This window comes from Pseudomonas sp. A39, assembly GCF_058145955.1.
Window position 1 is genome coordinate 106134 of sequence record NZ_JBYVMD010000010.1, and the last position, 20280, is coordinate 126413.

Consider the following 20280-nt stretch of genomic DNA (forward strand, 5'->3'; position numbering starts at 1 on the left):
ATCGTCCAAACCCCGTAGAACACCCACTAGGCAAACTTTCCGACGAAGTGCACATTGATCGCCCTCCCGCAGATGTCTGACGAGTGTGCTGGGAGATTGATGAGAATTGCTGAGAACCGTATGTCCGATCACGATATTTTGAGCGATGCCGAGCGCGAGGCGCTGAGCGCCGTGATGCTGGAGCCTGATTTACCGCCACAACGCGTATTGATTGTTGACGACGACAAGGATGCGCGTGAACTGCTGGCGGAGATCCTGGGGCTGGACGGTATTCGCTGCATGACCGCTGAGAATGGTGAGGCGGCGTGGGATTTGTTGAAGTCCAGCAGCTCTATCGGTTTGCTGATCACCGACCTGCGCATGGCGCCCAGCAATGGCTTGGAACTGATCCGCCAGGTGCGTGAATCCCCGCGTGCGGCGTTGCCGATCATCATCATGTCGGGGGACGCGGAAGCGCCGGATGTGATCGATGCGATGCATTTGAGCGTGGTGGACTTTCTGCTCAAGCCGATTGATAGCGCGAAGTTGGCGAAGATGGTCAAGCGAGAGTTGGGGATGGCGTCCTGATTCTGCGGTGTATATAGCGGCCTCATCGGGGGCAAGCCCCCTCCCACATGTTTGCTGCGCCGCCTATTAGTTGTGGGAGGGGGCTTGCCCCCGATAGCGCCAGTTCAGCCACCACAACCCCAAAGAAAAAGCCCCGATCTCTCGATCAGGGCTTTTTCATTTACAGGCCGTTTTTAGCCTTGAACTCCCGACGCCGACGGTGCAGCACCGGCTCGGTGTAGCCGTTGGGCTGCTGGGTGCCTTCAATCACCAACTCCACCGCTGCCTGGAACGCGATGTTGCTGTCAAAATCCGGTGCCAGCGGGCGATACAGCGCATCCCCGGCATTCTGACGGTCCACCACCGGCGCCATGCGCTTGAGGCTTTCCATGACCTGGGCTTCGTTGACGATGCCATGGCGCAGCCAGTTGGCGATGTGCTGGCTGGAAATGCGCAGGGTGGCGCGGTCTTCCATCAGGCCGACGTCGTTGATGTCCGGTACTTTCGAACAGCCGACGCCCTGGTCGATCCAGCGTACGACATAGCCGAGGATGCCCTGGGCGTTGTTGTCCAGCTCGTTGCGGATCTCTTCGTCGGACCAATCGGTGTTGCTGGCCAGAGGAATGGTCAGGATGTCGTCCACCGAGGCGCGCTCGCGCTTGGCCAGTTCGGCCTGGCGGGCGAATACATCAACCTTGTGGTAATGCAACGCGTGCAGTGCGGCGGCGGTTGGCGACGGTACCCAGGCGGTGTTGGCACCGGCCAATGGGTGGGCGATTTTCTGCTCGAGCATCGCCGCCATCAGGTCGGGCATGGCCCACATGCCTTTACCGATTTGCGCACGACCTTGCAGGCCGGTGCTCAAGCCGATATCAACGTTCCAGTTCTCATATGCACCGATCCATTTTTCCGCCTTCATGGCGGCCTTGCGCACCATCGCGCCGGCTTCCATGGAGGTGTGGATCTCGTCGCCCGTACGGTCAAGGAAACCGGTGTTGATAAACACCACGCGCTCGCTGGCGGCCTTGATGCAGGCCTTGAGGTTGACCGTGGTGCGGCGCTCCTCGTCCATGATCCCGACTTTGAGGGTGTTGCGCGGCAGGTTCAGCACGTCTTCGATACGGCCGAACAGCTCGTTGGTGAACGCAGCTTCTTCCGGGCCGTGCATCTTCGGTTTAACGATGTACACAGAACCGGTGCGGCTGTTCTTGCGGCTGCTGTTGCCGTTAAGGCTGTGGATCGCGGCCAGGCTGGTGAGCAGGCCGTCAAGGATGCCTTCGGGGACTTCGTTGCCGTCTTTGTCGAGGATCGCGTCAATGGTCATCAGATGACCCACGTTGCGCACGAACAGCAGCGAACGGCCATGCAGCGTCACGTCCTGGCCATCCACGCCGGTATAAACGCGGTCGGCGTTCATGGTGCGGGTGAAGGTCTTGCCACCCTTGGCCACTTCTTCGGCCAAGTCGCCCTTCATCAGGCCGAGCCAATTGCGGTAGATCACCACTTTGTCATCGGCATCCACGGCGGCGACGGAGTCTTCGCAGTCCATGATGGTGGTCAGCGCGGCTTCCATCAGCACGTCTTTGACGCCGGCTGCGTCGGTCTGGCCGACCGGGGTGCTGGCGTCGATCTGGATTTCGAAGTGCAGGCCGTTGTGTTTCAACAGGATTGCAATCGGCTCGGCCGCAGGGCCTTGGAAACCGATCAATTGCGCATCGTCGCGCAGGCCGCTGTTACTGCCGCCTTTGAGGCTGACAATCAGCGTGCCATCGACGATCTTGTAGCCGGTCGACTCAGCGTGGCTGCCGGCGCTCAGTGGTGCGGCTTCATCGAGGAAGGCGCGGGCGAAGGCGATCACCTTGTCGCCCCGCACCTTGTTGTAGCCCTTGCCCTTTTCGGCGCCGCCGGCTTCGCTGATGGCGTCGGTGCCATACAGCGCGTCATACAGTGAACCCCAGCGCGCATTCGAGGCGTTGAGGGCGAAGCGGGCGTTCATCACCGGCACCACCAGCTGAGGGCCGGCCATGCGGGCGATTTCGTCATCGACGTTTTGGGTCGTGGCCTGGAAGTCTGCGGCTTCTGGCAGCAGGTATCCGATGTCTTGCAGGAAGGCCTTGTAGGCCACCGGGTCGTGCGCTTTACCGGCGTGAGTCTGGTGCCAGGTATCGATCCGCGCCTGGAAATCGTCGCGCTTGGCGAGTAGGGCTTTGTTCTTCGGTGCCAGGTCGTGGATGACCTTGTCGGCACCGGCCCAGAACTGGTCGGCAGTGATGCCGGTACCGGGAATGGCTTCGTTGTTCACGAAGTCGAACAGGACTTTGGCGACCTGCAGGCCACCGACTTGAACGTGTTCAGTCATTGCTTGCCTCACTCTGCGGAGCTTATGCGCTTTTTCAGATTTCATTATGTAGTGCACGGTTGGGCATACTACATGATGACTTGCGGTTGTGAAAATTAGACTAAATACGTCGATTAGCGACCCACTTTGGTCGTACGGTCACAGCGGAGAACCGGATGTTCTCAAAAAACTATTGGATTGTTCCAGATAAATATAAAAATGGTACACGATTTGTTATCAAGGGCCTTCGGGTCCACCTTGTAGGTTGAATTCCAGAGGGCTTTGCCATGGACCATCTTGTACTCACAATTATCGCCGCCGACAAACCCGGCCTGGTTGAACGTATTGCGCAGAACATTGCCGCCCACGGTGGCAATTGGCTGGAAAGCCGCATGGCCCATATGGCCGGGCAGTTTGCCGGGATCCTGCGGGTCAGCGTGCCTGCCGAGCAGCGTCAGGCATTGGTGGGCGCGCTGGAGGATTTAGCCACACATGGCATTCGTGTGTTAGTGGGCGAGGGCAGTAGCGGGCAAGCCTCGGCCTCTAAATCGATCATGATGACGCTGGTCGGCAATGACCGTTCGGGCATCGTTCGCGAGATCACGGCGCTGCTGAGCAAGCAGGGCGTGAACCTTGAGAGCCTGAGCACGGATGTACGCCCGGCGCCCATGAGCGGTGATCCGCTGTTTACCGCCGAGGCGCTGCTGCAGGTGCCGACAGCGTTATCCCTGGATACCTTACAACTGTCCCTTGAAACCTTGGCCGATGACTTGATGGTGGAGCTGCACCACGAGGAATAATCTACCCACAGGGTTATGCATGGAAATCTTGCATGGGCCTGTGGATAACCTGTAGAGACCCGGCGCCAGGCCACGCCGGCCGGGCCTCTTCGTCAGCTGAGCAAAAAACGAGCAGTTTCAAGGGCTTGTGCACAAATGGCGGGGATCAGGCTGTGGATAACCTTGGGGTGGATGTCTGCAAGCCATGACCGCTGTGGCTTGCAGAGGATTGTGCGTTTTTTGATCAGCGTTTGCGCACGCTCAACCAGATATCCACGCTGTACACCACTAGGCCCGCCCAAATGAAAGCGAAGGCGGTCAACGTGCTCGGCGCCAGGTGTTCACCGAACAGCAGCACGGCTTCCAGCAGCACCAGGGTCGGCGCCACATATTGCAAGAAGCCCAGGGCGGTGTAGGGCAAGTGCCGTGCGGCGGCGTTGAAACATACCAGCGGGATCAGCGTCACCGGGCCTGCGGCCACCAACCACCACGCCTCGGACGTACTCCAGAACGCCATCTGAGCACTGTGGGCCGAGGGGTTGAACAGCAACCATGCCACGGCAATCGGCACCAGCATCCAGGTTTCTACCACCAGCCCCGGCAGCGCTTTCACCGGTGCCTGCTTGCGAATCAGCCCGTAGAAGCCAAAGGTCAGCGCCAACACCAGCGACACCCAGGGCAGGCTGCCCACTTGCCACACCTGTTGTGCCACACCCACTGCGGCCAGCCCAACGGCAACCCACTGCAGACGACGCAGGCGTTCGCCCAGGATCAGCATGCCCAACACCACATTCACCAAGGGGTTGATGTAGTAACCCAGGCTGGCTTCCAGCATGCGCCCGCTGTTGACCGACCACACATAGGTCAGCCAGTTACCCGCGATCAACGAACCACTGAGTGCCAGGATCGCCAGGCGTTTGGGGTTGTCGCGCAGTTCGCGGAACCAGCCTGGGTGCTTCCAGACCATCAACAGCAACGCGCCGAACAGTGCCGACCACAGCACGCGATGCACGATGATCTCGGCGGCGGGTACGCTGGCGATGGCTTTGAAGTAGAGCGGGAACAGACCCCAGATGACATAGGCGCTCAGGCCCAGGATGTAGCCCTTGCGGGGGTTGGCGGCTTGCATTGCAGAATCCTTGCTTAGGCAGCTAACAAAGCGCGATTGTAAGGATATTTGTCCGGCGATGGGATGTGCTTTCTGTGGGAGCCGGGCTTGCCCGCGATAGCATCGCCTCGGTACTCCTGCAAAACCGAGGCGCTTGCATCGCGGGCAAGCCCGGCTCCCACAGAGAAGCTGTCAGAACAGTTTCAGGGGTTCTTCATTGAGCGCCGAGAGTTGCTCGCGCAGCGCCAGCACCTGGTCACCCCAATAGCGCTCGCTGCCGAACCACGGGAAGCTGTGGGGGAACGCCGGGTCATCCCAGCGTCGTGCGAGCCAGGCGCTGTAATGCATCAGCCGCAAGGCGCGCAGGGGTTCGATCAACGCCAGTTCACGTGGGTCGAAATCGTGGAATTCCTGATAGCCGTCCATCAATTCCGACAGCTGGCCCAGGCATTCCTGACGATCTCCGGCGAGCATCATCCACAGGTCCTGCACCGCCGGGCCCATGCGGCAGTCATCCAGGTCGACGATGTGGAACATCTCGTCGCGGCACATCATGTTGCCGGGGTGGCAATCGCCGTGCATGCGGATGTTCTTGTGCGGCGTGGCCTTGTACACCTCTTCCACACGCTTGAGCAGGTCGCGGGCCACGGACTCGTAGGCCGGCAACAGGCTCTTGGGGATGAAGTTGCCTTCCAGCAGGGTGTTGAGGGAGTCGTGACCGAAATTCTTAACGCCCAAGGCTTCACGGTGTTCAAACGGACGGGTGGAACCCACCGCATGCAAACGGCCGAGCAATTGGCCAAGGCGATACAGTTGATCGAGATTACCCGGCTCCGGCGCACGGCCGCCGCGGCGTGGGAACAGGGTGAAACGGAAACCGGCATGTTCGAACAGGCTTTCGCCGTTGTGGATCATCGGGGCGACCACTGGCACGTCGCATTCGGCCAGCTCGAAGGTGAAGCGATGCTCTTCAAGGATCGCTTCGTTGGTCCAGCGCTGCGGGCGGTAGAACTTGGCGATCAGCGGTTCCGAATCTTCGATGCCCACTTGATAGACGCGGTTTTCGTAGCTGTTCAGCGCCAGAACGCGAGCATCGCTGAGGAAACCGATGCTTTCGACAGCGTCGAGCACCAGGTCGGGGGTGAGTGTTTCAAACGGGTGGGCCATGCGAACTCCTGCGCGCAGCAGAGCGCCGCGTCCGGCCGGGTATGGTAACGCACCGAGGTCGAGATAGGGGGCGACTGTGCCATTGCTATCGGGAGCAAGCCCCCTCCCACAGTGGACCGCGTACTGTGGGAGGGGAGCTTGCCCCCGATGAGGCCCTGTCAGGCGCCGACGATGCCACCATCATCCCGCCGAATCGCCATCACCGACGACCGCGGCTTGCCGTTCGGCAGATGCTCCGGCCAGGTCGAACCACCGGTTTCGCCTGGGTGCTGGATGCCCACAAACAGCGTCTTCTGATCCGGCGAGAAGCTGATGCCTGTCACTTCACAGGCCACCGGCCCGACCATGAAACGGCGTATCTCCCCGGTGGAGGGGTCCGCACACAGCATCTGGTTATTGCCCATCCCCGCGAAGTCACCGGCGTTGCTGTAGTCGCCATCCGTAAGAATCCACAAGCGCCCGGCCTTATCGAAGCCCAACCCATCGGGGCTGTTGAACATGTTCTGTGGGTTGATGTTCGACGAACCGCCCTTCGGCGTGCCGGCGTGAACGCCAGGGTTGCCGGCCACCACAAACAGGTCCCAGCTGAATTCGCTGGCGCCGTGGTTATCGGCGTCGGCCTTCCAGCGCAGGATCTGGCCGTAGACGTTTTTCTCGCGCGGGTTGGGGCCGCCCACCGGCTGGCCGTCTTCACCGCGCTTGGCGTTGTTGGTGAGGGTGCAATAGACCTGGCCGTCAGTGGGGCTGACCACGATCCATTCCGGGCGGTCCATGCGCGTGGCTTTCACCACACTGGCGGCCAGGCGCGCATGGATCAGCACTTCGGCTTGGCTGGCGAAACCGGTGCTGGCGTCGATGCCGTTTTTGCCGTGCGTCAACTCGACCCACTGGCCCTTGCCCTTGGGATGGTCGGCGTTGCCGTCGCCCGCATCGAAGATCGCTACGTATAAGGTGCCGTGGTCGAGCAGGTCTTTGTTGGCTTTGGGGTTCTTGTGGTTGATCTTGTCGCGGCTGACGAACTTGTAGATGAACTCGCCGCGTTCGTCGTCGCCCATGTACACCACGGCGCGGCCGTCACGGGTTTCGGCCAGGGCAGCGTTTTCGTGTTTGAAGCGGCCCAGGGCCGTGCGTTTGACCGGGGTGGATTGCGGATCGAACGGGTCGATTTCCACCACCCAGCCATGACGATTCAGTTCGTTGGGGTTCTTGGCGATGTCGAAGCGTGGGTCGTGCGGGTGCCAGTTGATGTCTTTGCTGGCCGCCACCACGCCATAGCGTTTCTGCCCGGCGTCGAACGTCTGTTGTGGGTTACTGCTGCCGAAGCAGTCGGTGAAGTTCTCTTCGCAGGTCAGATAAGTGCCCCACGGCGTCTTGCCGTTGGCGCAGTTCTGGAAGGTGCCGAGGGCGTTCTTGCCGGTTTTGTCGGCGCTGGTCTTCAGCCAGGCGTGGCCGGCGGCGGGGCCGCTGAGGCGGATCGGCGAGTTGCCGTGGATGCGTCGGTTGTAGCGCGAGTCCTGCACGAACTGCCAGGTGTCGCCTTTGCGCCGTACTTCGATCACCGAGACGCCCTCGCTGGCCTGGGCCTTGCGCACGTCTTCGGCCGATTGCGGCGCGCCGCCGTGGGCGAAGAGGTAACGGTAATTGGTGTATTCGTTGTTGATCGCCATCAGCGCGCGGTTATCGTCGCCGGGGAAGGCGAACAGGCTCATGCCGTCGTTGTTGTCACCGAACTGCTGTTCCTGGGCCTTGGCCGTGCCGTTGCCGGACGGATCGAAGGCCGGCGCGCTCCTGCTCAGCGGCTGGCCCCAGCTGATCAGCACCGACGCGCTGTAGCCCGGCGGCAAGGTGATGGTGTCGCGGGTGGCGGCGGCGATGCTGGTAAAGCCCAGCAACGGGCTGGCGCTGGCGGCGTTGACGGCGAGGGCGCTGCGCGTCAGCAGGTTGCCACCGAGGAACATCGCGGCACCGCATAAGGCACCGGCGCCGATGAAGCGGCGGCGGGTCAGGCCGACCATCTGTTCAAGGTCGGTGGCTTGGTTTTCTTCTAATAGGCTCATCTCAGGCTCCCTGCGGTTTTTGCAGACACCTTAAGGAGCGGGCGTGACGAAATTGTTGCAGTTTGAATACCGGCAGCGGTTAAACCGGCGTGCCGAGCAGCACATTGTTCGGCGCGAATTGCACGTGGATTGCCTGGCCCTCGGCGGCCCCGAGGGCGATGAGCGCGCCGGGCTGCGCCAGGGCGCATAAAACCTGGCCGTTGGGCAGGGCGATGCGGACTTCGCTGGGGCCGTCGTCGGCGTCGAGAATGGCGTCGACGCTGCCGCTCATGCAATTGTGTCCAGGTGTTGCAGGGTCGCCGGGAGCCAGCAATTCCAACCAGCCGGCCTTGATCAGCGCGACCACTTCCACGCCGGTTTCCAGTTCCAGCCGCTGCGTGCTGTCGTGGGTGATCTGCGCCTCCAGGGTTAGCCCGCCCGCCAGCTGCAGGCGGATCAGGTCGTTACGGCCATGCGGCTCGATGGCGATGACTTGGCCATGCAGTTGGTTACGCGCACTGGTGCGCAGCATCAAGCGACCGAGCAGGTTGAAGTCGCTGGCGGCTTCGTCCGAGCCCAGCACTTCGGCCTGCAACACTTGCAGGCGCTGGTAAAGACGCAACACGCGTTCACCTTCGGCCGTCAGCTTGGCGCCGCCACCGCCTTTGCCGCCGACGCTGCGCGCCACCAAGGGTTTTTGCGCCAGGTTGTTCAGCTCGTCGATGGCATCCCACGCCGCCTTGTAACTGAGGCCTGCACTTTTCGCCGCGCGGGTGATGGACCCTTGTTCGGCGATATGCGCCAGCAAGGCAATGCGCTGGGGGCGACGGATGATGTGTTGGCTGAGGGACGCTGGCAGAGACATGTGGATGCGCTTCGATGTGATGAGCCGAACGTTGCGGGCAAGGTGCGCCGGAGTCAAGTCAGCTGCCCGGTTTGGGTGTGCGGGCCAGGCAGTACACATCGACCTGTCGTGCGCCAGCATTGATCAATAACCGCGCCAGGCTGTGGGCGGTGGCACCGGTGGTGAGCACATCGTCGACCAAGGCAAAGTGCCGGCCCTGCACCTGGGCGCCAGGCGCCAGGGCGAAGGCGCCGAGCAGGTTGCGCTTGCGAGTCTTGGCGTCCAGGGCTTGTTGGGCGACGGTTTCATGGGGACGTAACAACAGGTGTTCATCGTAGGCAATGTTCAAGTCGCTGCTGAGCCAGCGCGCCAGCATCAACGCCTGGTTATAGCCGCGTTCGCGCAGGCGCTTGCGGGCCATGGGCACCGGTAACAGGCAGTCGGGGCGCGTCAGTTCGCTGTTGTCGAGGCGGTGTTGCAGGTGCTGCGCTAAAAGCCGGGCGAGCATCTGCCCGAGAGGCCAGCGCGCCTGGTGCTTGAAGCGGCTGATCAAGCTGTCGATGGGAAAGCTGTAGGTCCAGGGCGCGGTCACCTGTTTAAAGGCGGGTGGTTGTTTCTGGCATTGGCCGCAGATCAGACCTTCCATTGGCAAGGGCAGGGCGCACACATCGCAGTGCTCCATCAGCCAGGGCAGCTCTGTTTCGCAGGCGTTGCACACACAATGGGCTGATTCTGTCGCCTCATCACAGACTAAACAGGATTGTATGTTTTTTAGCCAGATGTAAACCTGGTGTTTGTGCTTGAGTTGACAGTGCATGAATCTTCCTTAAATATGCCGAGCATCCGTGTCGTGCCTGTGGGTATTGCCCTTCCCGCAGCGCTTGCCAAAGCATAATCAAGGAATCGCCCATGAGCGCCAGCACCACCGCCACCTTGCGTCACGATTGGTCCCTCGCCGAAGTCAAAGCGCTGTTCGTGCAGCCCTTCAATGACCTGCTGTTCCAGGCGCAGACCGTGCACCGCGCGCATTTCGACGCCAACCGTGTGCAAGTGTCGACGCTGCTCTCGATCAAAACCGGCGCCTGCCCGGAAGATTGCAAATATTGTCCGCAGTCGGGCCACTACAACACCGGTCTGGAAAAAGAGAAGCTGATGGAGGTGCAGAAGGTCCTCGAAGAGGCCGCCCGCGCCAAAGCCATCGGGTCGACCCGCTTCTGCATGGGCGCCGCCTGGAAGCACCCGTCGGCCAAAGACATGCCCTACGTGCTGCAGATGGTCAAAGGCGTAAAAGCCATGGGCCTGGAAACCTGCATGACCCTCGGCCGTCTCGACCAGGACCAGACCGAAGCCCTGGCCCAGGCCGGCCTCGACTACTACAACCACAACCTCGATACCTCGCCGGAGTTCTACGGCAGCATCATCACCACCCGCACCTACGGCGAGCGCCTGCAAACCCTGGCCTACGTGCGTGATTCGGGGATGAAGATCTGCTCCGGCGGCATCCTCGGCATGGGCGAGTCCCTCGACGACCGCGCCAACCTGCTGATCCAGCTGGCTAACCTGCCGGAGCATCCGGAATCGGTGCCGATCAACATGCTGGTGAAAGTCGCCGGTACGCCGCTGGAAAACGCCGAGGACATCGACCCGTTCGACTTCATCCGCATGCTCGCCGTGGCGCGCATCCTGATGCCGCAGTCCCACGTACGGCTGTCGGCTGGCCGTGAAGCGATGAACGAGCAGATGCAGGCCCTGGCGTTTTTTGCCGGTGCCAACTCGATTTTCTACGGCGACAAGTTGCTGACGACCGCCAACCCGCAGGCCGACAAGGACATGCAACTGTTCTCGCGCCTGGGCATCCTGCCGGAAGCGCGCGAAGAGCACGCCGATGAGGTGCATCAGGCGGCGATCGAACAGGCGTTGGTGGAGCAGAAGAGCAGCGAGCAGTTTTACAACGCCGCCGTTTGATTGAAATGCCACCCCACTGTGGGAAATGACGTGTTTGGGAGGGGGGCTTGCCCCCGATGACGATGGGTCAGTCGACACCTCCATCAACTGACAGATTGCAATCGGGGGCAAGCCCCCGCCCACATCCGCTCCCTGCCCCATTCTTTAGCGCGTACATCCTGCTTAACCGAGGCCTGCATGTCTTTCGATCTCGCCGCGCGCCTCGCTGCCCGCCGTGCCGAACACCTTTATCGCCAACGCCCGCTGCTGGACAGCCCCCAAGGCCCGGAAGTGGTGGTGGACGGCCAGCCATTGCTGGCGTTCTGCAACAACGATTACCTCGGCCTGGCCAATCACCCGCAAGTGATCGAAGCCTGGCGCGCCGGTGCGTCCCGTTGGGGCGTGGGCGGCGGCGCTTCGCACTTGGTGGTCGGGCATGCCACGCCGCACCATGAGCTGGAAGAAGCCCTGGCGGACCTTACCGGTCGCCCGCGCGCGTTGCTGTTTACCACCGGCTACATGGCCAACCTCGGCGCAGTCACGGCGTTGGTGGGGCAGGGCGATACGGTGCTGGAAGACCGTCTCAACCATGCCTCGCTGCTGGATGCGGGCCTGCTCTCCGGTGCGCGTTTCAACCGTTACTTGCACAACGATGCTGACAGCCTGGCCAAGCGCCTGGAGAAAGCCACCGGCAATACCTTGGTGGTCACCGATGGCGTGTTCAGCATGGACGGCGACCTGGCAGACCTGCCCGCACTCGCCCGTGAAACCAAGGCCAAAGGTGCATGGTTGATGGTGGATGACGCTCACGGCTTCGGCCCGTTGGGCGCCAACGGCGGCGGGATCGTCGAGCATTTCGGCCTGAGCCAGGACGACGTGCCGGTGCTGGTCGGCACCCTCGGCAAGGCGTTCGGCACGGCGGGGGCCTTTGTAGCCGGCAGTGAAGACCTGATCGAAAGCCTGATCCAGTTCGCCCGCCCGTACATCTACACCACCAGCCAACCGCCCGCCCTGGCGTGCGCCACCTTGAAAAGCCTGGAACTGTTGCGCACCGAACATTGGCGGCGCGAGCACCTCAACGGGTTGATCCGCCAGTTTCGCTCGGGCGCCGAGCAGCTTGGCCTGGACCTGATGGACAGCTTCACGCCGATCCAACCGATCCTGATCGGCGACAGCGCCAAGGCCGTGCGCCTGTCGCAGATGCTGCGCGAGCGCGGCCTGATGGTGACGGCGATCCGCCCACCCACCGTGCCTGCCGGCAGCGCGCGTTTACGCGTGACACTGACGGCGGCCCACAGCGCGGCGCAGGTGCAGCTATTGTTAAATGCGTTGGAAGCGTGTTTTCGCCTGTTAGGCAGTTCGGAGCCCGACCATGCGTGATCGATTGGTATTGCTGCCCGGCTGGGGCCTCGGCGTATCGCCGCTGGAACCGTTGGCCGCCGCCTTGCAAGGTCTGGACGCGCACCTGCAGGTGCATATCGAGCCGTTGCCGGCGTTGGGTTCCAGCGACCTGAATGAGTGGCTCGATGAACTCGACGCCACCTTGCCGGATAACGCCTGGCTGGGCGGTTGGTCCCTGGGTGGCATGCTGGCGTCGGAGCTGGCGGCGCGGCGCGGCGAACGCTGCTGCGGGCTGCTGACCTTGGCGAGCAACCCGTGTTTTGTCGCCCACGACGGTTGGCCGAGCGCGATGCCCGCCGAGACATTCGACGCGTTTCTCGCCGGCTGCCATGCCGACTCCCAAGTCACCCTCAAACGTTTCGGCCTGTTGTGCGCCAAGGGCGCCGAAGACCCACGCGGGCTGTCGCGGCTGCTGGTCAGCGGTGCACCGAATACGCCGTCGAGCGTATTGATGCCTGGGCTTGAACTGCTCGCCCAACTCGACACCCGCGAGGCCTTGCTGGCCTATCGCGGCCCGCAGTTGCACCTGTTCGCCGGGCTGGACGGGTTGGTGCCCGCCGAAGCCGCCAGCGACCTGTTGGCGCTGCTGCCCGATGTTGAAATCGGCCTGATTGAACAGGCCGGTCACGCTTTTCTTCTGGAAGACCCCCACGGTGTGGCGGGGGCGATCCAGGCTTTTTTGCATGAGTACGTCGATGACTGATTTATCCCACGCCCCGCTGCCGGGTGCCTTGCCGGACAAGCGCCAGGTGGCGGCCTCCTTTTCCCGTGCAGCCGCCAGCTACGACAGCGTTGCTGAGTTGCAGCGGGCGGTGGGTAGCCAGCTGCTGGCGCGCTTGCCGGCGGGCACCGCGCCCCAGCGCTGGCTGGACATGGGCTGCGGCACCGGGTATTTCAGCCGCATGCTGGCCGAACGGTTACCCGCCAGCCAAGGCGTCGCGCTGGATATTGCTGAGGGCATGCTTAACCACGCCCGCCCGTTGGGGGGCGCGCATCACTTCATCGCGGGGGATGCCGAACGCTTGCCGCTCAAGGCTGGAAGCCTGGGGCTGATCTTCTCCAGCCTCGCGGTGCAATGGTGTGCGAACTTCGAGGCGGTACTCAGCGAGGCCTATCGCGTGTTGCAGCCGGGCGGTGTACTGGCGTTCGCCAGTCTGTGCTTGGGCACCCTGGAAGAGCTGCGCGAAAGCTGGCGCGCAGCGGATGGCCTGGTGCACGTCAATCGCTTTCGCACCTTCGAGGCTTATCAGCAACTGTGCGCGGCCAGCGGCCTGCGACTGGTCAGCCTGGAGCGCCGTCCCCATGTGCTGCATTACCCGGATGTACGCAGCCTGACCCACGAATTGAAGGCGTTGGGCGCGCATAACCTCAACCCCGGCCGGCCGGGAGGGTTGACGGGGCGCGCGCGGATTGTTGCACTGGTGCAAGCGTATGAGCGGTTCCGCCAGGCCCAAGGCCTGCCGGCGACTTACCAAGTGGTGTATGCCGTGCTGGAGAAACCTCTATGAGTGCCGCTTACTTCATCACCGGTACCGACACCGATGTCGGCAAGACCACCATCGCCGCGGGGCTGTTGCATGCGGCGCGGCAAGCCGGCAAAAGCACCGCCGCCGGCAAACCGGTGGCCTCCGGCTGCCAGGTCACGCCCAAAGGCTTGCGCAACGCCGATGCCCTGGCGCTGCTGGCCGAGTGCTCATTGCCGCTGACCTATGCCGAGGTCAACCCGGTGGCATTTGAGCCGGCCATCGCGCCTCACCTGGCAGCGCGGGAGGCGGGTGTCTCGCTCACGGTGCAATCCTTGCTCAAGCCGATGCAGCAGATTCTGGCAAGGCAAGCGGATTTCACCTTGATCGAGGGCGCAGGCGGCTGGCGCGTGCCGTTGGCTGATCAGGACAATCTGTCGGACCTGGCCATGGCGCTCAAACTGCCGGTGATCCTGGTGGTGGGCGTGCGCCTGGGGTGCATCAGCCATGCCTTGCTCACCGCCGAGGCCATCGCCCGGGACGGTTTGCCGCTGGCGGGTTGGGTGGCGAATATCATCGACCCCAAGACCTCTCGTCTGGAAGAGAACCTCGCCACCCTGGCCGAGCGGCTGCCTGCGCCGTGCCTGGGGCGTGTGCCCAAACTCAAGCACGCCGGGGCCGAAGCGGTTGCTGAATACTTGCAGTTGGACCTGCTTGACTGATTTTGGCTATCGCTAAGGCATTATGCCATTAGTGTTTTTGACGGGCCCTTTGCCGGGATATCTGCTTCAATTCAACTTCACGATTCTCTAAAGGCAGGTTTACGCCATGGACATCTCTGGCAGCAGCGCGTTTTACTCGGGCCTGAGCACCATTCAGACCGGGCAGAGCCGTGTCGACCAGGCCGCCGGCAAGATCGCCAGCGCCGCGACTACCCAGCCGTCGGATGCGCAAGTTGACCGTCTGCGCGCCAACGACCGTGCACAGCCTTCCAACTCGGCCAGCAACATGGTCGAAATGGCCCAAGGCAAATTTCAGGTGGAATTGGGCGTGAAAGTCGCCAAGGCCTCGGATGAAATGCTCGGCACGTTGATCGACACCTACGCCTGATCTGCTGGCGCTAAAAAATGTGGGAGGGGGCTTGCCCCCGATAGTGATGGATCAGCCAACGTCTGTATGGCTGACACACCGTTATCGGGGGCAAGCCCCCTCCCACATTTTTTATGTGTGTCGTACTTCTGCACTTCTACACTCCCGCAGTCTTGTGGCGTCTTGCCGCAAGCGTTGCCGTGCGCGCCGTTGATCCGCGTCATGACAAACGGCGTCCGGACGACGCTTGACATCCCCAGGTGGTAAACGTATGTTTCAAACACCTGTTTGACCGCCACAGCACAATTCCAAGCGGTTGTTCATTCCAGATACATCAGCAGAGGTTTATCGCTATGCCTGACTACAAGGCCCCCTTGCGTGATATTCGCTTCGTTCGTGACGAACTGCTTGGCTATGAAGCGCACTATCAGAGCCTGCCGGCTTGCCAGGACGCTACCCCGGACATGGTTGACGCCATCCTTGAAGAAGGCGCCAAGTTTTGTGAGCAAGTGCTGGCACCGCTGAACCGCGTGGGCGACATCGAAGGGTGTACCTGGAGTGAGTCGGGCGTTAAAACCCCAACGGGTTTTAAAGAAGCCTACAAACAATTCGTCGAAGGCGGCTGGCCAAGCCTGGCCCACGACGTGGAGCACGGCGGCCAAGGCCTGCCCGAATCCCTGGGCCTGGCCGTGAGCGAAATGGTGGGTGCCGCCAACTGGTCGTGGGGCATGTACCCGGGCCTGTCCCACGGTGCGATGAACACCATCTCCGAGCACGGTACCCCCGAGCAGCAAACCGCTTACCTGACCAAACTGGTGTCGGGTGAATGGACCGGCACCATGTGCCTGACCGAGCCACACTGCGGCACCGACCTGGGCATGTTGCGCACTAAGGCTGAGCCTCAGGCCGACGGTTCCTACAAAGTCTCCGGCACCAAGATCTTCATCTCGGCCGGTGAACACGACATGGCCGACAACATCGTCCACATCGTACTGGCCCGCCTGCCGGACGCACCGGCCGGCACCAAAGGCATTTCGCTGTTTATCGTGCCGAAGTTCCTGCCGAACGCCGATGGCTCGATCGGTGAGCGCAACGCGGTGACCTGTGGCTCCCTGGAACACAAGATGGGCATCCACGGTAACGCCACCTGCGTGATGAACTTCGACGCGGCCACCGGTTTCCTGATCGGCCCGGCGAACAAAGGCCTGAACTGCATGTTCACCTTTATGAACACCGCTCGCCTGGGCACCGCGCTGCAAGGCCTGTCCCACGCCGAGATCGGCTTCCAGGGCGGCCTGAAATATGCGCGTGATCGCCTGCAAATGCGCTCCCTGACCGGCCCGAAAGCACCGGACAAAGCCGCTGACCCGATCATCGTGCACCCCGACGTGCGCCGCATGCTGCTGACCATGAAAGCCTTCGCCGAAGGCAACCGTGCGATGGTGTACTTCACCGCCAAGCAAGTGGACATCGTCAAATACGGCACCGACGACGAAGCCAAGAAACACGCCGATGGCCTGCTGGCCTTCATGACCCCGATCGCCAAGGCGTTCATGACCGAAGTCGGTTTTGAATCGGCCAACCACGGCGTGCAGATCTACGGCGGCCACGGCTTTATCGCCGAGTGGGGCATGGAGCAGAACGTTCGCGACAGCCGCATTTCGATGCTGTACGAAGGCACCACCGGCATCCAGGCCCTGGACCTGCTGGGCCGTAAAGTGCTGATGACGCAAGGCGAAGCGCTCAAGGGCTTCACCAAGATCGTGCACAAGTTCTGCCAGGCCAACGAAGGTAACGAAGCCGTCAAAGAGTTCGTTACACCGCTGGCGGCACTGAACAAAGAGTGGGGCGAGTTGACCATGAAGGTCGGCATGGCCGCGATGAAAGACCGCGAAGAAGTCGGTGCCGCTTCGGTGGACTACCTGATGTACTCCGGTTACGCCTGCCTGGCTTACTTCTGGGCTGACATGGCGCGCCTGGCAGCCGAAAAACTGGCGGCCGGCACTACCGAAGAGGCGTTCTACACCGCCAAGTTGCAGACCGCGCGCTTCTACTTCCAGCGCATCCTGCCGCGTACCCGCACTCACGTGGCCACCATGCTGTCGGGCGCCAACAACCTGATGGACATGAAAGAAGAAGACTTCGGCCTGGCTTACTAAGCCTTACCGGGTTCACTTCCAAAGCCGCCGCTCCTTCCCGGAGCGGCGGCTTTTTTGTGGGCGATAAAAAACCGCAGTACAGCGCTCAGGGATTGCCGCCCGCTGCCGTTACAGTGATGGCAATGTGATACATGCTCGGCAGGTTGTGCTTAACTGTCTGCATAAAGGCACAGTGCCATCATTTTTTGCGGGTCGGAGTTTTACCCTTGTCGCGCGTGTCCGCTGTACGGTTCAGTCACTTTTTACCTTCGTTGCTGCTCTTGCTGGCTGGGCTTTCGGCTGCGTACGTCAAGGACCTCAACGTCTTCTTCACCTCGCTGTTCAATGTGTTGCCGACCTTGGTGCTGTTGCTCGGCGGTTCGTACTGCGCGGTGTACCGCCGTCAGCGTGAACTGTTCCTGATGATCACGGTGTACATCGCCTACTTCCTGCTCGATACCCAGACTGACTTCTATCGCGACAACGGTCGCGTGCGCGAAGACGCGGCCGTGGTGTTTCACTTGTGCTGCCTGCTGCTGCCGTTGTTGTTCAGCATCTACGCGCTGTGGCAGGAGAAGACGCACCTGTTCCGTGACTTCGTCGCGCGTGGCGCGGTGTTGCTGGCGATCGGCAGCGTGGCCTTGGCGCTCGAGCAGAGTTATCCCCAGGCGGTGCTGAACTGGTTGGCGGAGATTCGCTGGCCGGCGCTGCATGGCAGTTGGATGAGCCTGATCCAACTGTCGTACCCGATGTTCCTGATCGGCTTCCTGACCCTGGCGGCGCAGTACTGGTACCAGCCGCGCCCGCTGCATGCGGCGCAACTGGTGGGGCTGCTGGGCCTGTTCTGGATGTTGCCGCAGACATTCATCCTGCCGTTTACCCTGAACATCATGTGCAGCCAGGTGATGCTGATGATCGCCGCCGGTGTGGCCCATGAGGCTTATCAAATGGCCTTCCGCGATGAGCTGACCGGCTTGCCGGGGCGACGCGCGCTGAACGAGCGCATGCAGCGCCTGGGGCGCAACTATGTGTTGGCAATGAGCGACGTCGACCACTTCAAGCGCTTCAACGATACCCACGGCCACGACGTTGGCGACCAAGTGCTGCGGCTGGTGGCGAGCAAGCTGTCCAAGGTCAACGGCGGCGGGCGCGCCTACCGCTATGGCGGTGAAGAGTTTGCCGTGGTGTTCGCCGGCAAGACGGTGGAAGAATGCTTGCCGCACCTGGAAGAGATCCGCGAGATCATCGCCGATTACGACATCAAGCTGCGCAACTCGGACCGTCCTAACGACGACCAACAGGGCCGCCAGCGTCGCTCGGGCAGCGGCGCCTCGAGTGTTTCGGTGACCATCAGCATCGGCGTGGCCGAACGTCAGGCCGAGCAGCGCACGCCGGAGGAGGTGCTCAAATCCGCCGACCAGGCGCTGTACGCCGCCAAGGGCGCCGGGCGTAACTGCGTGGTGGCGGCCGGGCAAACCCGGCGTGGCGCGGTGCGCATGGAGAGCGCTGCCGGTTGAGTGATGGCGGTGTATTCAGCGGTTCTACAGTGATTGTCCGCGGCAGTGGCTGGCAGTAGGTTGAAACCATCTGCTGACGGAGACATTGCCATGCCTGAGTACAAAGCTCCCCTTCGCGACATGCGCTTTCTGATCGACAACGTGTTTGATTTCCACGGCCACTACGCGGCATTGGGCGCGACCGATGCCAGCCCGGACATGGTCGGCGCGATCCTCGAAGAAGGCGCGAAATTCTGCGAGAACGTGCTCGCGCCGCTCAACCGCAGCGGCGATGAAGAGGGCTGCCATTTCGACAATGGCGTCGTCACCACACCCAAGGGTTTCAAGGAAGCCTTCGCCCAATACGTTGAAGGCGGCTGGCACGGCGTGGCAGCGGACCCGGCCTACGGTGGCCAGGGACTGCCGCAGTCATTGGGCCTGGTGCTCAGCGAGATGATCGGCTCCAGCAACACCTCCTGGGGCATGTACCCAGGGTTGACCCACGGCGCGATGTCGGCGATCCATGCCCATGGCACTGCCGAGCAAAAAGACACCTTCCTGAGCAAACTCACCGCGGGCGAGTGGACCGGCACCATGTGCCTCACCGAAGCCCACTGCGGTACCGACCTGGGCCTGATCAAGACCCGCGCCGTGCCCCAGGCGGACGGCAGCTACGCGGTCACCGGCAGCAAGATATTCATCTCGGCCGGCGAACACGACATGAGCGCCAATATCATCCACCTGGTGCTGGCCAAACTGCCGGATGCGCCGGCGGGCACCAAGGGCATTTCGCTGTTTATCGTGCCCAAGTTCCATGCCGATTCCGGTGAGCGCAATGCGGTGCACTGCGGCTCCATCGAACACAAGATGGGCATCAAGGGGTCGGCGACTTGCGTACTGAACTTCGATGGCGCCAAGGGCTTCCTGATCGGCGAGGCGAATAAAGGCCTCAACTGCATGTTTACCATGATGAACCATGCGCGCCTGGGCACCGGTATGCAGGGCCTGTGCAATGGCGAGGCAAGCTTCCAGGGCGCGATCAAATACGCCAACGACCGCCTGCAAATGCGCTCGCTGACCGGCGCCAAGGCCCCGGAAAAAGCCGCCGACCCGATCATCGTGCACCCCGATGTGCGCCGCATGTTGCTGACCATGAAAGCCTTCAACGAAGGCAACCGCGCGCTGACCTACTTCACCGCGCAATTGCTCGATACGGCGCACCTGAGCAGCGACGCCACTCAACGCCAGGACGCCGAAGACCTGCTGGCGTTCCTCACGCCCATCTGCAAAGCCTATATGACCGACACGGGGCTGGAGGTGACCAACCACGGCATGCAGGTCTTCGGCGGCCACGGTTACATCCGCGAATGGGGCATGGAACAACTGGCACGCGATGCGCGGATTGCGCCGATCTATGAAGGCACCAACGGCATCCAGGCCCTCGACCTGCTCGGACGCAAGGTATTGGGCAGCCAGGGCAAGTTGCTGCGTGGGTTTACCAGGATCGTGCATAAGTTCTGCGGGGCGAATGCCGAGCACCCGCAGCTCAAGGCTTATGTGGCGCAGCTTAATCAACTGAACGGGGAGTGGGGCGAGCTGACCACCCAAGTCGGCATGGCCGCGATGAAGAACCCCGATGAAGTGGGCGCGGCGGCTGTGGATTACTTGATGTACAGCGGTTACGTCATTCTCGCCTACCTTTGGCTGCGCATGGCAATCGCCGCCCTTGAGCAACAGGACACCGACTTCGCCAAGGCCAAGCTGGCGACATGCGACTTCTACTTCAAGCGTCTGCTGCCGCGTACCGCCTCCCACCGCGCTGCAGTGCAAGCGGGCAGCGAATGCCTGATGAGTCTGCCTGCGGAGGCCTTTGCGCTGTGATGACTTAAAAATACCAATCAGTCACAAGTGGACCCTATGTGTCTGAAAAG

At 61.9% G+C, this 20280-nt stretch carries 17 protein-coding genes; 11 read left to right on the top strand and 6 right to left on the bottom strand.

The genetic code is table 11. The features are described 5' to 3' along the window. Positions 1-120 precede the first annotated feature (120 nt). The gene (locus tag AC3ZU9_RS10570; protein ID WP_043205997.1) at positions 121-567 is read left to right on the top strand and encodes a response regulator; all 447 of its coding nucleotides are present in this window, start codon (positions 121-123) and stop codon (positions 565-567) included. Positions 568-727: 160 nt separating this feature from the next. On the opposite strand, the gene AC3ZU9_RS10575 is transcribed toward AC3ZU9_RS10570, so the two are convergent. Beyond that, positions 728-2905, bottom strand: a complete 2178-nt coding sequence (locus AC3ZU9_RS10575) for a malate synthase G (RefSeq protein WP_490090678.1) — start codon at positions 2903-2905, stop codon at positions 728-730. A gap of 266 nt (positions 2906-3171) precedes the next feature. On the opposite strand from AC3ZU9_RS10575, the gene AC3ZU9_RS10580 reads away from it, so the two are divergent. Further along, the gene (locus tag AC3ZU9_RS10580; RefSeq protein WP_046034996.1) at positions 3172-3684 is read left to right on the top strand and encodes a glycine cleavage system transcriptional repressor; all 513 of its coding nucleotides are present in this window, start codon (positions 3172-3174) and stop codon (positions 3682-3684) included. A gap of 223 nt (positions 3685-3907) precedes the next feature. Here the strand turns inward: AC3ZU9_RS10580 and rarD are convergent, their stop codons facing one another. The 5 genes from rarD to AC3ZU9_RS10605 form a co-directional block, all read right to left on the bottom strand. Then, positions 3908-4792, bottom strand: coding sequence for an EamA family transporter RarD (gene rarD / locus AC3ZU9_RS10585; RefSeq protein WP_064054247.1), 885 nt, complete (start codon positions 4790-4792; stop codon positions 3908-3910). Positions 4793-4963: 171 nt separating this feature from the next. Continuing rightward, the gene (locus AC3ZU9_RS10590) at positions 4964-5938 is read right to left on the bottom strand and encodes a serine/threonine protein kinase (RefSeq protein WP_015886213.1); all 975 of its coding nucleotides are present in this window, start codon (positions 5936-5938) and stop codon (positions 4964-4966) included. A gap of 158 nt (positions 5939-6096) precedes the next feature. Further along, positions 6097-7995: a PhoX family protein gene (locus AC3ZU9_RS10595; RefSeq protein ID WP_046034999.1), complete on the bottom strand. Its 1899-nt coding sequence runs from the start codon at positions 7993-7995 to the stop codon at positions 6097-6099. A gap of 79 nt (positions 7996-8074) precedes the next feature. Continuing rightward, positions 8075-8839, bottom strand: coding sequence for a TOBE domain-containing protein (locus tag AC3ZU9_RS10600; RefSeq protein WP_490090679.1), 765 nt, complete (start codon positions 8837-8839; stop codon positions 8075-8077). A gap of 58 nt (positions 8840-8897) precedes the next feature. After that, positions 8898-9635 (bottom strand): ComFC family protein, encoded by a 738-nt coding sequence (locus AC3ZU9_RS10605; protein WP_046035001.1) that lies wholly within the window; start codon positions 9633-9635, stop codon positions 8898-8900. Positions 9636-9727: 92 nt separating this feature from the next. On the opposite strand from AC3ZU9_RS10605, the gene bioB reads away from it, so the two are divergent. The 9 genes from bioB (at position 9728) to AC3ZU9_RS10650 (ending at position 20230) form a co-directional block, all read left to right on the top strand. Then, positions 9728-10783 carry a biotin synthase BioB gene (gene bioB, locus AC3ZU9_RS10610; RefSeq protein ID WP_046035002.1) on the top strand — a complete coding sequence of 352 codons (1056 nt, stop codon included), beginning with the start codon at positions 9728-9730 and terminating at the stop codon, positions 10781-10783. Between the two features lie 177 nt (positions 10784-10960). Then, the gene (gene bioF, locus AC3ZU9_RS10615) at positions 10961-12142 is read left to right on the top strand and encodes an 8-amino-7-oxononanoate synthase (RefSeq protein ID WP_015886208.1); all 1182 of its coding nucleotides are present in this window, start codon (positions 10961-10963) and stop codon (positions 12140-12142) included. Then, on the top strand, positions 12135-12866 hold the full coding sequence (locus AC3ZU9_RS10620) for an alpha/beta fold hydrolase (RefSeq protein WP_064054242.1): 732 nt from the start codon (positions 12135-12137) through the stop codon (positions 12864-12866). Before bioF ends, AC3ZU9_RS10620 begins: the two co-directional genes overlap by 8 nt. After that, positions 12859-13671, top strand: coding sequence for a malonyl-ACP O-methyltransferase BioC (bioC, locus tag AC3ZU9_RS10625; protein ID WP_490090680.1), 813 nt, complete (start codon positions 12859-12861; stop codon positions 13669-13671). The genes AC3ZU9_RS10620 and bioC overlap by 8 nt, the downstream gene beginning before the upstream one ends. Further along, positions 13668-14348: a dethiobiotin synthase gene (gene bioD, locus AC3ZU9_RS10630; protein WP_015886205.1), complete on the top strand. Its 681-nt coding sequence runs from the start codon at positions 13668-13670 to the stop codon at positions 14346-14348. The genes bioC and bioD overlap by 4 nt, the downstream gene beginning before the upstream one ends. 106 nt (positions 14349-14454) lie before the next feature. After that, positions 14455-14736, top strand: a complete 282-nt coding sequence (locus AC3ZU9_RS10635; protein WP_015886204.1) for a hypothetical protein — start codon at positions 14455-14457, stop codon at positions 14734-14736. A 332-nt stretch (positions 14737-15068) separates the two neighbouring features. Continuing rightward, positions 15069-16874, top strand: a complete 1806-nt coding sequence (locus tag AC3ZU9_RS10640; RefSeq protein ID WP_015886203.1) for a phenylacyl-CoA dehydrogenase — start codon at positions 15069-15071, stop codon at positions 16872-16874. A 206-nt stretch (positions 16875-17080) separates the two neighbouring features. Next, the gene (locus AC3ZU9_RS10645) at positions 17081-18370 is read left to right on the top strand and encodes a GGDEF domain-containing protein (RefSeq protein WP_043205994.1); all 1290 of its coding nucleotides are present in this window, start codon (positions 17081-17083) and stop codon (positions 18368-18370) included. A gap of 90 nt (positions 18371-18460) precedes the next feature. Then, a complete protein-coding gene (locus AC3ZU9_RS10650) occupies positions 18461-20230 on the top strand; it encodes an acyl-CoA dehydrogenase C-terminal domain-containing protein (protein ID WP_490090681.1) in 1770 nt (589 codons plus the stop codon). Positions 20231-20280: the final 50 nt, after the last annotated feature.